This window comes from Streptomyces sp. W1SF4 (assembly GCF_003950035.1).
Classification (GTDB): Bacteria; Actinomycetota; Actinomycetes; order Streptomycetales; family Streptomycetaceae; genus Streptomyces; species Streptomyces racemochromogenes.
In genome coordinates, this window is the sequence record NZ_CP034350.1 from 970,289 (window position 1) to 983,185 (window position 12,897).

Genomic DNA, 12,897 nt, shown 5'->3' on the forward strand with positions numbered 1-12,897 from the left:
CCCCGGACCGGCGCCTTCCGGGCATCACACCCCGCGCCAGTCCTACGATCACACGTTCACCGGAGTGGGTACGGGCTCGCCCTCCGACGCCCCCGCGGGTTCTCCCGCAGGTTCTCCCGCGGGCCCTGTCGCGGAGCCGCCGCGCTCCCGGTCGGGCGCCTGGGCGGCGGCGTCCCGGTCCCGGCGGACCAGTGCGGCGTAGCGGCCGCCGGCCCCCAGCAGTTCCTCGTGCGTCCCGCGCTCGGCTATCCGTCCGGCGTCCAGGACCACGATCTGGTCGGCGTCGCGGATGGTGGACAGGCGGTGGGCGATGGTGATGGTGGTGCGGCCCTCGGAGAGGTTGTCGATCGCCCGCTGCACGGCGTGCTCGGTACGGGTGTCGAGGGCGCTGGTGGCCTCGTCGAGGATGAGCACCGGCGGGTCTCGCAGGATCGTGCGCGCGATGGCCAGGCGCTGCTTCTCGCCGCCGGAGAACCGGTATCCGCGCTCGCCGACCAGGGTTTCGTAGCCCTCGGGCAGGGACTCGATGTGGTCGTGGATCTGCGCCGCGCGGGCGGCTTCGACGATCTCCTCCTGCGTGGCGTCCGGTTTGGCGAAGCGCAGGTTGTCGGCGACCGAGGCGTGGAAGAGGTAGGTCTCCTGGGAGACGACGCCTATGGACCGGGCCAGCGAGTCGAAGTCGAGGTCGCGCACGTCGACCCCGTCGAGGGCGACCCGTCCGCCGGTCACGTCGTACAGCCGCGGCACCAGGTAGCTGAGGGTGCTCTTGCCGGATCCGGTGGGGCCGACCACGGCGAGGGAGCCGCCGGCCGGGACGGTGATGTCGATGCCGGCGAGGGTGGGACCGGTCTTCGTCTCGTAGGCGAAGTGGACGTCCTCCAGGCGGATCTCGCCGCGGGCGCGGTCCAGCCGTACGGGATCCTCCCGCTCGGTGATGTCCACCGGCAGGTCGAGGTACTCGAAGATCCGGGCGAACAGCGCGAGCGAGGTCTGGATCTGCACCCCGGTCGACAGCAGGCTCACGGCGGGCCGGAACAGGCCCTGCTGGAGGGTGACGAAGGCGACGAGGGTGCCGACGGAGAGCGAGGGGGTGCCGGTCTGCAGCGCGATGCCCGCGGCCCAGTAGATCAGCGCGGGCATGGCGGCCATGACGATGCCGATGGTGGACATCCGCCAGCGGCCGGCCATGCTGGAGCGCACCTCCAGGCCGACGAGCTTCTCGGACTCCTGGGCGAAGGCGTCGGTGAGGGACTGCGAGCGGCCCATGGTGCGGCCGAGCAGGATGCCGCTGACCGAGAGGGACTCGGTGACGGTCGCGGCCATGGCGGCCATCTGCTTCTGCCGCTGCGTGGTGATCTTCTTGCGCTCGTTGCCGACGCGGCGGCTGATCCACACGAACACCGGCAGCAGCAGGAGGGAGACCGCGGTCAGCCGCCAGTCGAGCGCGAGCATCGCGACGACGGTGGCGATCACGGCGGTCAGGTTCGACACGAGCGAGGTCGCGGTCGAGGTGACGGTGGCCTGCATGCCGCCGATGTCGTTGGCTATCCGGGACTGGACCTCGCCGGTGCGGGTCCGGGTGAAGAAGGCCAGCGGCATCCGCTGGAGCTGGGCGTAGACGGCGGTGCGCAGGTCGTGCATGACGCGCTGGCCGACGGTGGTGGAGATCAGCGTCTGGAGCACGCCGAAGACGCTGGTCACGACCGCGGTGAGGATCATGCCGAGCGCGAGCAGGCTGAGCAGCCCGGTCCGGCCCTGGGGGATCGCGACGTCCAGGATCTCCCTGAGCAGGAACGGCGAGGCCACGCCGACCAGCGAGGAGGCGCCGACGAGTGCTCCGACCACGGCGAGCCGGCCGCGGTAGGGGCGGAACAGGCCGAGGATGCGGCGCAGCTCGCGGGGGCGGTCCGCCGGGGCCGGGCGGGTGGGGTCGAGGGCTTCGTTCGATGGGGTCCACTTCGGTTCGTCGTGGGGCATGGGCCTCCTTCAGGCGGGACTGCGATGAGCCTAGCTCATTGTTACCTATACTCACAATGAATCCGGTCCTGATACTGTTCCCAGTATGAGCACCGGTTCCGAGACCGACACCCGCGATTCCACCGACGGCGTCCTCGCCGAGCAGCTGCTGCGCCTCACGCGCCGGCTCCACCGCATCCAGAAGCGGCACATGGAGCCCCTCGGGATCACCCCCGCCCAGGGCCGGCTGCTGCGCCTCGTCTCGCACTACGGCGGGGACCAGCCGCCCCGAATGGCCGACCTGGCGACGCGTCTTGAGGTCGTACCGCGTGCCGTGACCACCCTCGTGGACGGTCTGGAGACCGCCGACTGCGTGCGCCGCGTCCCCGACCCCGCGAACCGCCGCGTGATCCGGATCGAGCTCACCGAAACCGGTCGCGCCACGCTGCGCCGTCTGCGCAACGCGCGGACCGACGCCGCAGAGGAGATCCTTGCCCCATTGACCGCCGGACAGCGCGAGGTGCTCGGCGGCCTGCTGGACGCGCTCACGGACGCTCCCGCGGAGCGCCGCTGCTGAGACGGGCGCGGCGGGCGCCGGCCCCGGCGCCCGTGCCGGACCGCGAAGGACGAAGGGGCTGCTCATGCCGCTGCTCGAACCGAAGCCGGGAGCCCTGCGCCCGCGCGGCACGGCCGCCCCCGCCCCCGACCGGGTCCCCGAACACCTGGCCGGCGGCACCCCGCCGGCCCTGCGCGCCGAGCTGAGCGAGCTGCTGGGCGCCGAGAAGGTGCTGTGGAAGGTCTCCGACCTCGTCCGCTACGCCACCGACGCCTCCCCCTACCGGTTCGTCCCGCAGGTCGTGGTGGTCGCCGAGGACATCGACGACGTCTCCGCCGTCCTCTCCTACGCCCACGGCAAGCAGCGCGAGGTGGTCTTCCGGGCCGCCGGGACCTCCCTGAACGGCCAGGCGCAGGGCGAGGACATCCTCGTCGACGTACGCCGCCACTGGGCCGGCGTCGAGGTGCTGGAGGAGGGCCGGCGCGCCCGGATCCGGCCCGGCACCACCGTGTTCCGGGCCAATGCCGCGCTCGCCCGGCACGGCCGGATCCTCGGCCCCGACCCGGCCAGCGCCGTCGCCTGCACCCTCGGCGGGGTCGTCGCCAACAACTCCTCCGGCATGACGGCCGGGACGACGAGGAACTCGTACCGCACCCTGTCCTCCCTCACCCTGGTCCTGCCGACCGGCACCGTCGTGGACACCGCCGACCCGCTCGCCGACGAGGAGCTGGCCCGCGCGGAACCGGGCCTGTGCCGCGGGCTGATGGATCTGAAGCGGGAGATCGAGGCGGACCCGGCCCTCGTCGCCCGGATCCGGGCCAAGTACGAGATCAAGAACACCACCGGCTACCGTCTCGACGCCTACCTGGACGGCACCACGCCCGTCGAGATCCTGCGCGGCCTGATGGTCGGCTCGGAGGGAACGCTCGGCTTCATCGCCGAGGTCGTCTTCGACACGCTCCCCCTGGACCGCGAGCTCACCAGCGCGCTGCTCTTTTTCCCGTCCCTGCCCGCCGCCGCGGCCGCCGTGCCGCTCTTCAACGACGCGGGCGCCCTCGCCGTCGAGCTGATGGACGGGAACACCCTGCGCGCCTCGGTCAGCGTCGCGGGAGTGCCCGCCGACTGGGCGCAGCTGCCGAAGGACACCGCCGCGCTGCTGGTGGAGTTCCGGGCGCCGGACGCGGCGGGCCGCGCCGAGCACGAGCGCCGCGCGGCAGCGGTGCTGCCCGCGCTGGGGCTGGTCGCGCCGGTCGCCTCCGTCACCAACGCCTTCACGGGGGACCCGGCCGTCATCGCCGGGTACTGGAAGGCCCGCAAGGCCTTCGTCACCGCCGTCGGCGGGGCCCGGCCGCCCGGCACCACCCTGATCACCGAGGACTTCGCCGTCCCGCCGTCGCGGCTGGCGGAGGCCTGCGAGGCACTGCTGGCGCTCCAGGCGGAGCACGGCTTCGACGCGGCCGTCGCCGGCCACGCCGCCCACGGCAACCTGCACTTCCTGCTCGCCTTCGACGCCGCCGAGCCCGCCGACGTCGACCGGTACGCGGCCTTCATGGACGCCTTCTGTCACCTCACGGTGGAGCGGTTCGACGGCTCGCTGAAGGCCGAGCACTCCACCGGCCGCAACATGGCCCCCTTCCTGGAACTGGAGTGGGGGCCGAAGGCGGTCGACCTCATGTGGCGCACCAAGCGGCTCCTCGACCCGGACTCGGTGCTGGCCCCGCGCGTCCTGCTCGACCGGGACCCGCTGGCCCACCTGCGCGGGCTGAAGACGATCCCGCGGGTGGAGGACGTGGCCGACCCCTGCATCGAGTGCGGGTTCTGCGAACCGGCCTGCCCCAGCGGGGACCTGACGACCACTCCGCGCCAGCGGATCGTGCTGCGCCGCGAGATGACGCGCCAGCGGCCGGGCTCCCCCGTGCTCGCCGAACTGCTCGACGCCTACGGCTACGACGCCGTCGACACCTGCGCGGGCGACTCCACCTGCATGCTCGCCTGCCCGGTCGGCATCGACACCGGCGCGCTGATGCGGGACTTCCGCCACCGCCGGCACGGTGCGCGCGAGGAGCGGGCCGCCGAGCTGGCCGCCCGGCGCTTCCGGGCCGTGGAGGCCGGCGCCCGGCTGGCCGTGGCCGCCTCCGGGAAGATCACGCACGCCCTAGGGGACCGGGTGCTGGAGGCCGTCACGGGGGCGGCGCGCAAGGCCGTACGCCCCGACCTGGTGCCCGAGTGGCTGCCGCGGTTGCCCGGGGCCGCCGCGCGGCGGCTGCCCGCGACCCGGCGGGTGGGCGCGGCGGCCGTGTACTACCCGGCCTGCGTCAACCGGATCTTCGGCGGGCCCCCGGGCGAGCCGGGGCCCTCGCTGCCGGAGGCGGTGGTGGCCGTGTCGGAGCGGGCCGGGAAGCCGGTGTGGATCCCCCGCGACGTGGCGGGGACCTGCTGCGCGACGATCTGGCACTCCAAGGGCTACGAGGCCGGCAACCGGCTGATGGCCAACCGGATCGTGGAGGCCGCCTGGGGCTGGACGGCCGGGGGCCGGCTCCCGCTGGTGGTCGACGCCTCCTCCTGCTCCCTGGGCCTCGCCCGCGAGGTGGTCCCGTTCCTCACCGCGGACAACCTCGCCCTCCACGCCGGGCTGCGGATCGTCGACTCCGTGGTGTGGGCGGCGGAGGAGCTGCTGCCGCGCCTCGAGGTCCGGCGCACCGTCGGCTCGGCCGTCCTCCACCCGACCTGCTCGACCCGCCACCTCGGCGACGAGGCGCAGCTGCGGGCCGTGGCCGGGGCCTGCGCGGCGGAGGTGGTGGTCCCCGACGACGCGGGCTGCTGCGCCTTCGCGGGCGACCGGGGGATGCTGCACCCGGAGCTGACGGCCTCGGCGACGGCGCGGGAGGCCGCGGAGGTGAGGGCACGGGAGTTCGACGCGTACCTCTCGGCGAACCGGATGTGCGAGGTGGGCATGGACCGGGCCACCGGCCGCCCCTACCACTCGGTGCTGGTCGAGCTGGAGCGCGCGACGCGCCCCTGAACGGGCCCGGCGCACCAAGGGGCGCGTGCGCCGGAACGGGCGCTGTGCGCGCGCCCCCGGGCCGGAAAATCGATTGCCGTGGTCCGGTCCGTGAGACGACCCTGTCCCGGGTTGCACTCATTCGACCAGTCATGGGGCGTCATGCAGATCAGCGATCTTCCCTATCCGGATCCCGGGGTACCCGACGCCCGCTCCGGGCCCCGGTTCCTGTGGTGGCTGGGCCGGGGACAACTCGGCGGCCAGGCCCGGAGCCTGGCCTGGGGCCTGGTGCACTTCTGCGGGGTCGCCGGACTCCCTTACACGGTCGGGGTGGGAGTCGAGGCCGTCGTGGACCGCGACGGCGGCGGGCTGCTGCTGGCCGGCGGACTGCTGCTGCTGTTCGGGGCGGCCATCTCGGCGGGCGACGCCATGCTCCACCGCACCGCCGTCACCAACTGGATCACCGCGGCCGCGCGGGTGCAGCAGCTCCTCGCCCGCAAGACCGCCGAGCTGGGCTCCGCGCTGACCCGCCGGGTCGCGGCGGGAGAGGTCACGACCGTTTCGACGGCCGACGTGGAGAAGATCGGATGGTTCGTCGAGGCGGTGTCCCGCTTCCTCGCCGCCGCCTTCGCGGTCGTCGCCCTCTGCGTGGGCCTGCTCTTCTACGCGCCCGCCATCGGCGTGGTCGTGGCGGCGGGCGTGCCGGTCCTCGCCCTGTCGGTGCTGCCGCTGCTGCCGCGGGCCACGCGGCGCGCGGACCAGCAGCGGGAGAAGGCGGGCAGGGCCACCGAGCTGGCCTCCGACACCGTGGCGGGCCTGCGGGTGCTGCGCGGCATCGGCGGTGAGGAACTGTTCCTGTCCCGCTACCGGGAGGCCTCCCAGGAGGTCCGCGAGGCGGCCGTGCGCAGCGCCCGGATGTGGGCGCTGATCTCCGCGGTCCAGGTGCTGCTGCCGGGCGCCCTGCTGATCACCGTGGTCTGGTACGGCGCGGTGCTCGTACGGGACGGCCGGCTGGCGGTCGGCGAACTCGTCGCCGCCTTCAGCGCCGTGGCCACGATGCTGTACCCGCTGCGGCACTTCGAGGAGATCGCGCAGGCCTACTCCTTCTCCCGGCCCTCGGCCGCGCGGGCGGCCCGCGTGCTGTCGCTGACGCGTACGGAGGAGGGGGCGCAGGCCTCCGCGGCCGAACCGGCGGCCGCTCCGGCACCGGGCGGGGACCTGTACGACCCGGGGACGGGGCTGCTGGCCCCGGGCGGGCGGTTCACGGCGGTCGTGTGCGGGGACCCGGACCTCGCGGGACGGCTCGCGGAGCGGCTCGGCGGGCATCCGGTGGACGGCGCGGGCACGTCGGCCCCGGTGCTGCTGGGCGGGGTCGCGCTGGACGAACTCCCGCTGGACGCGGCGCGCGGGCTGGTCCTCGTACAGGACAAGGATCCGGTGCTGCTGTCCGGGACGTTGCGGGAGCTGTTCGACGTACCGGCCTCCGGGTCGGTCACGGCGGCCGCCGCGCTGGACGCCGCCCGGTGCGGGGACGTCCTGGACGCCCTGCTCCAGTCGGCCCCCGAGGGCGTGGAGGACCCGATGGACGCCCGGATCACCGAGCGCGGCCGGTCGCTGTCGGGCGGGCAGCGCCAGCGGCTCGCGCTGGCCAGGTCCCTGGTGACCGACCCGGAGGTGCTCGTGCTGGACGAGCCGACGTCGGCGGTGGACTCGCACACCGAGGCGCGGATCGCCCGGGGGATCGCCGAGCTGCGCGCCGGGCGCACGACGGTGGTGCTGGCCTCCTCGCCGCTGCTGCTGGACCGCGCGGACCGGGTCGTCCTGCTCCACGAGGGGAAGGCGGTGGCGGCGGGCACCCACCGCGAGCTGATGCGCGGGGAGCCCCGCTACCGGGCGGTCGTCACCCGGGAGACGGAAGAGGAGCAGCGGTCGGCCGCGTCCGGCACGGCCGGCGCGCCCGTACCGGCCGTACCGGCCCGGCCGGCCCGGCCGGCTCTGTCGGCCGAGGAACTCACAGGGATCGAGGAATCCGCATGATCGGCGTGGCTCCGCCGCCCCACGACCCGGCGGCCCCGGAGACGGCCGCCACCCTGCCGGTGGGCACGTCGGCGACCGTACGCGGCTACGTGCGCGGGCTGCTGCTGCGGCACCGGCGGGCCTTCGTGCTGCTGGTGGCGGTCAACGCGGTCGCGGTGGTCGCCTCCATGGCCGGCCCGTACCTGCTCGGGCAGGTCGTGGACGACCTCTCGGCGGGGGCGCGCGAACTCCACCTGGGGCGCGTGGCACTGCTGTTCGCGCTGGCGCTCGCCGTACAGACCTGCTTCGTGCGGCTGGTCCGGCTGCGCGGGGCGATGCTCGGCGAGGAGATGCTGGCCGACCTGCGCGAGGACTTCCTGGTGCGGTCGGTCGGCCTGCCGCCGGGCGTCCTGGAGCGGGCCGGCACCGGCGACCTGCTGTCGCGGATCACCACCGACATCGACCGGCTGGCCAACGCGATGCGCGAGGCCGTGCCGCAGCTGGCCATCGGCGTGGTGTGGGCCGGGCTGCTGTACGGAGCGCTCGCGGTCACCGCGCCGCCGCTGGCGCTGGCCGCGCTGGTGGCGCTTCCGGTGCTGGTCGTCGGGTGCCGCTGGTACTTCCGGCGGGCTCCCTCGGCCTACCGCTCGGAAGCCGCCGGGTACGCGGCGGTCGCGGCCGTGCTGACCGAGACGGTCGACGCGGGGCGCACCGTCGAGGCGCACCGGCTCGGCGGGCGGCGGATCGAGCTGTCGGAGCGGCGGATCAAGGAGTGGACGGCGTGGGAGCGGTACACGCTGTTCCTGCGGACGGTCCTGTTCCCCGTCGTCAACGTCACCTACGTGACGATCCTCGGCGCGGTGCTGCTGCTGGGCGGCTACTGCGTGCTGCGGGGCTGGATGTCGGTGGGCCAGCTGACCACGGGGGCGCTGCTGGCGCAGATGATGGTCGACCCCATCGGCCTGATCCTGCGCTGGTACGACGAGCTGCAGATCGCGCAGGTGTCGCTGGCGCGGCTGGTGGGCGTGCGGGAGATCGAGCCCGACGCCGGTGACCGGGCGGTCGCCCCGCAGGGCCGGGACGTGCGCGCGGAGGAGGTCCGGTTCGGCTACCGGGAGGGCGTGGACGTCCTGCACCGGGTGTCGATGTCCGTGCCGCCGGGCACCCGGATGGCGCTGGTGGGCCCCTCGGGGGCGGGCAAGTCCACGCTGGGCCGGCTGCTGGCGGGCGTCTACGCGCCGCGCACGGGCGAGGTCACGCTCGGCGGGGCCCGGCTGTCACGGATGCCCGCGGAGCGGGTGCGCGAGCACGTGGCGCTGGTCAACCAGGAGCACCACGTGTTCGTGGGCACCCTGCGGGACAACCTGCGGCTGGCCCGGACGGGCGCGGCGGACGCCGAGCTGTGGGCGGCGCTGGGCGCGGTGGACGCCGACGGCTGGGCGCGGGCCCTGGAGGCGGGGCTGGACACCGAGGTGGGCTCCGGCGGGAGCGCGCTGACCCCGGCCCAGGCCCAGCAGGTCGCACTGGCCCGGCTGGTGCTGGCGGATCCGCACACGCTGGTGCTGGACGAGGCGACCTCGCTGCTGGACCCGCGTGCGGCCCGCCACCTGGAGCGCTCGCTGGCGCGGGTGCTGGACGGCCGTACCGTCATCGCCATCGCGCACCGGCTGCACACCGCGCACGACGCGGACGTGATCGCTGTGGTCGAGGGCGGCCGGATCAGCGAACTCGGCTCGCACGACGAACTGGTGGCCGCCGACGGGGCGTACGCGGCCCTGTGGCGGTCCTGGCACGGCTGACGCGCGGGTCGCGGATGCGACGGGCGGCCCGGGGGGAAGCGAAGGCGCGGAGGGCGGGCGGGGGCTCAGATGAAGCCGAGGGCCGCCGCGCCGCCCATGCCGCCGAGCAGCATGAAGACCGGCATGAGCACCTTGAGCTCGACCCAGCTCCCGGCACGGAAGCGCATCATCTTCGGCGGGCCCACCGCGTACCAGCGCTTGCCGGCGATGGGCAGGGGCCACAGGACCGGGCAGCCGGAGACCGTCAGCGCGTCGCCGATGTCGTGGACCAGCGCGCCGAGCACGACCGGCAGGCCGAGCCAGAGGTACTCCTGACCCGGTCCGGTGAAGAGCCAGCCCGCGCCGTTGCCCGGCTCGTCGAGCACCCCGGCCAGGATCCACGCGCTGGTCGCGCCGAGGAGCCAGACCAGGACGTCGCTGGACATCCGGGCCGCCCGCCACAGCAGCCCCTCGACGGCCAGCACCAGGTGGACGAAGAGCAGTGCCAGCACGCCCCAGCGGTCGAAGCCGACGGCGACGGCCGAGGAGCCGGCGCCTATCAGGACGGCCCAGAGCCAGGTGTGGGTCAGGGTGCGGTGGCCCCCGCTGCGGCGGGCGTCGCGCGGGGAGCGGGTCGCCTTGTAGACGGCGTAGGAGATCTTGTCGACCACTTCGCACAGCCCCCGGGAGAGGGGGCCGAAGGCGCGCGAGATCGTCGCCGACTTGTGGTCGAGGTCGGGGGCGAGAGCCGCACCGGCGCAGATGAGGGCGCCGACGACCAGCACGGGCCAGGGCATCGGGTGTCCGAACGCCGCCGCGGCCGCGCCCACCCCCAGCCAGGCCGCCGCCCCTGACAGTGAGTGTGCCGGCCCCATCATGGTCGTTCCCCGCCCCGGTCTTGTCGTGGTGGGGCCCTGTGGAGGGTTCCGGTCGGGCCGCCGCGACGGCCCAGCGTACCCGTGGTGATCTTCGTTCCGTCCGCCGGTTCCCTCTTCCGGGGGGAAGCCAGGCAAGATGGGGGGCGTGACCCTCATTGATCAGCTCCCGCCGACCGCCGACCCCGACGCCCTCTTCGAGGCCTTCTCCTCGTGGGCGGAGGACCAGGGCATCACCCTGTACCCGGCGCAGGAGGAGGCGCTGATCGAGGTCGTCTCCGGCGCGAACGTGATCCTGTCCACCCCGACCGGCTCCGGCAAGAGCCTCGTGGCGGCCGGCGCGCACTTCACCGCACTGGCCCAGGACAAGGTCACCTTCTACACCGCGCCCATCAAGGCGCTGGTGTCGGAGAAGTTCTTCGACCTGTGCAAGCTCTTCGGCACCGAGAACGTCGGCATGCTGACCGGCGACGCGTCCGTGAACGCCGACGCCCCGGTGATCTGCTGCACCGCGGAGGTGCTGGCCTCCATCGCCCTGCGCGACGGCAAGTACGCCGACATCGGCCAGGTCGTGATGGACGAGTTCCACTTCTACGCGGAGCCGGACCGCGGCTGGGCCTGGCAGATCCCGCTGCTGGAACTGCCCCAGGCGCAGTTCGTCCTCATGTCGGCGACCCTCGGCGACGTGAAGCGGTTCGAGGACGACCTGACCCGCCGGACCGGCCGCCCGACCTCGGTGGTCCGCTCCGCGACCCGGCCCGTGCCGCTCTCGTACGAGTACGTGACCACGCCGATCACCGACACCATCACCGAGCTGCTGGAGACCCGGCAGGCCCCGGTCTACATCGTGCACTTCACCCAGGCCCAGGCGGTCGAGCGGGCGCAGTCGCTGATGAGCATCAACATGTGCACCCGCGAGGAGAAGGACAAGATCGCGGAGCTGATCGGCAACTTCCGCTTCACCACCAAGTTCGGCCAGAACCTCTCCCGCTACGTCCGTCACGGCATCGGCGTCCACCACGCGGGCATGCTGCCCAAGTACCGGCGCCTGGTCGAGAAGCTGGCCCAGGCCGGCCTGCTGAAGGTCATCTGCGGCACCGACACCCTCGGCGTCGGCGTCAACGTCCCGATCCGCACGGTGCTGTTCACCGCGCTGACCAAGTACGACGGCAACCGCGTCCGCACGCTGCGCGCGCGGGAGTTCCACCAGATCGCCGGCCGGGCCGGCCGCGCCGGCTTCGACACCGCCGGCTTCGTGGTCGCCCAGGCGCCCGAGCACGTCATCGAGAACGAGAAGGCCCTCGCGAAGGCCGGCGACGACCCCAAGAAGCGGCGCAAGGTGGTCCGCAAGAAGGCCCCCGAGGGCTTCGTGGCCTGGTCGGACACCACCTTCGAGAAGCTGATCGCGGCCGACCCGGAGCCGCTGACCTCCCGCTTCAAGGTCACCAACATCATGCTGCTCTCGGTGATCGCCCGCCCCGGCGACGCATTCCAGGCGATGCGCCACCTCCTGGAGGACAACCACGAGCCGCGCAAGGCGCAGCTGCGCCACATCCGCCGGGCCATCGCGATCTACCGTTCGCTGCTGGACGGCGGTGTCGTCGAGAAGCTCGAGACCCCGGACGCCGAGGGCCGCACGATCCGCCTCACCGTCGACCTCCAGCAGGACTTCGCGCTGAACCAGCCGCTGTCCACCTTCGCGCTGGCCGCGTTCGACCTGCTGGACCCGGAGTCCCCCTCCTACGCCCTGGACATGGTCTCCGTCGTCGAGTCCACGCTGGACGACCCCCGCCAGATCCTGGCGGCCCAGCAGAACAAGGAGCGGGGCATCGCGGTCGGCGCGATGAAGGCCGACGGGATCGAGTACGAGGAGCGGATGGAGCGCCTCCAGGAGGTGACCTATCCCAAGCCCCTCGAGGAGCTGCTCGTCCACGCCTACGACGTCTACAGCAAGAGCCACCCGTGGGTGCGGGACCACCCCGTCTCCCCGAAGTCGATCATCCGCGACATGTACGAGCGGGCGATGACCTTCACCGAGTTCACCTCCTTCTACGAGCTGGCCCGTACCGAGGGCATCGTGCTGCGCTACCTGGCGAGCGCGTACAAGGCGCTGGACCACACCATCCCCGACGACCTCAAGTCCGAGGACCTGGAAGACCTCATCGCCTGGCTGGGCGAGCTGGTCCGCCAGGTCGACTCCAGCCTCCTCGACGAGTGGGAGCAGCTGGCGAACCCGGAGGTGGAGACGGCGGAGCAGGCCCAGGAGAAGGCCGACCAGGTCAAGCCGGTCACGGCCAACTCCCGCGCCTTCCGCGTGCTGGTCCGCAACGCGATGTTCCGCCGGGTCGAGCTGGCGGCCCTGGACCACGTCGACCAGCTGGGCGAGCTCGACGCCGAGTCCGGCTGGGACGCCGACGCCTGGGGCGAGGCCATGGACGCGTACTGGGACGAGTACGACGACCTCGGCACCGGCCCCGACGCGCGCGGCCCGAGGCTCCTGCAGATCGAGGAGGACCCGGCGCACGGTCTGTGGCGCGTCCGCCAGACCTTCGCCGACCCGAACGGCGACCATGGCTGGGGCATCAGCGCCGAGGTCGACCTCGCCGCGTCCGACGAGGAGGGCCGGGCCGTCATCCGGGTCACCTCGGTCGGCGAGCTCGGCGAGCTCTGACCGGAACCCGCAAGCCATCGCGGGCGGCGCCGCCCGGCCCGCCG

Annotated in this window: 7 protein-coding genes; 5 read left to right on the forward strand and 2 right to left on the reverse strand. The window is 73.5% G+C overall.

Annotation, left to right across the window (positions count from 1 at the left end; all coding sequences use genetic code 11):
• Positions 1 to 48: 48 nt before the first annotated feature.
• Complete coding sequence (locus tag D1J60_RS04665; RefSeq protein ID WP_125820239.1) at positions 49 to 1,977, reverse strand: ABC transporter ATP-binding protein; 1,929 nt, start codon at positions 1,975 to 1,977, stop codon at positions 49 to 51.
• 85 nt (positions 1,978 to 2,062) lie between these two features.
• Here D1J60_RS04665 and D1J60_RS04670 point away from each other — a divergent pair, with 85 nt between their 5' ends.
• The 4 genes from D1J60_RS04670 (at position 2,063) to D1J60_RS04685 (ending at position 9,328) form a co-directional block, all read left to right on the forward strand.
• Complete coding sequence (locus tag D1J60_RS04670) at positions 2,063 to 2,533, forward strand: MarR family transcriptional regulator (protein ID WP_125602451.1); 471 nt, start codon at positions 2,063 to 2,065, stop codon at positions 2,531 to 2,533.
• A 64-nt stretch (positions 2,534 to 2,597) separates the two neighbouring features.
• The gene (locus D1J60_RS04675) at positions 2,598 to 5,534 is read left to right on the forward strand and encodes an FAD-binding and (Fe-S)-binding domain-containing protein (protein WP_125820240.1); all 2,937 of its coding nucleotides are present in this window, start codon (positions 2,598 to 2,600) and stop codon (positions 5,532 to 5,534) included.
• Between the two features lie 141 nt (positions 5,535 to 5,675).
• Positions 5,676 to 7,550 (forward strand): ABC transporter ATP-binding protein, encoded by a 1,875-nt coding sequence (locus D1J60_RS04680; protein WP_125820241.1) that lies wholly within the window; start codon positions 5,676 to 5,678, stop codon positions 7,548 to 7,550.
• Positions 7,547 to 9,328 carry an ABC transporter ATP-binding protein gene (locus tag D1J60_RS04685; protein ID WP_125820242.1) on the forward strand — a complete coding sequence of 594 codons (1,782 nt, stop codon included), beginning with the start codon at positions 7,547 to 7,549 and terminating at the stop codon, positions 9,326 to 9,328. Before D1J60_RS04680 ends, D1J60_RS04685 begins: the two co-directional genes overlap by 4 nt.
• A 65-nt stretch (positions 9,329 to 9,393) precedes the next feature.
• On the opposite strand, the gene D1J60_RS04690 is transcribed toward D1J60_RS04685, so the two are convergent.
• Complete coding sequence (locus D1J60_RS04690; RefSeq protein ID WP_125602892.1) at positions 9,394 to 10,185, reverse strand: metal-dependent hydrolase; 792 nt, start codon at positions 10,183 to 10,185, stop codon at positions 9,394 to 9,396.
• A gap of 145 nt (positions 10,186 to 10,330) precedes the next feature.
• Here D1J60_RS04690 and D1J60_RS04695 point away from each other — a divergent pair, with 145 nt between their 5' ends.
• Entirely contained in the window at positions 10,331 to 12,853 is a 2,523-nt protein-coding gene (locus D1J60_RS04695) for a DEAD/DEAH box helicase (RefSeq protein WP_125820243.1), read from the forward strand.
• The last annotated feature ends 44 nt before the right edge of the window (positions 12,854 to 12,897 follow it).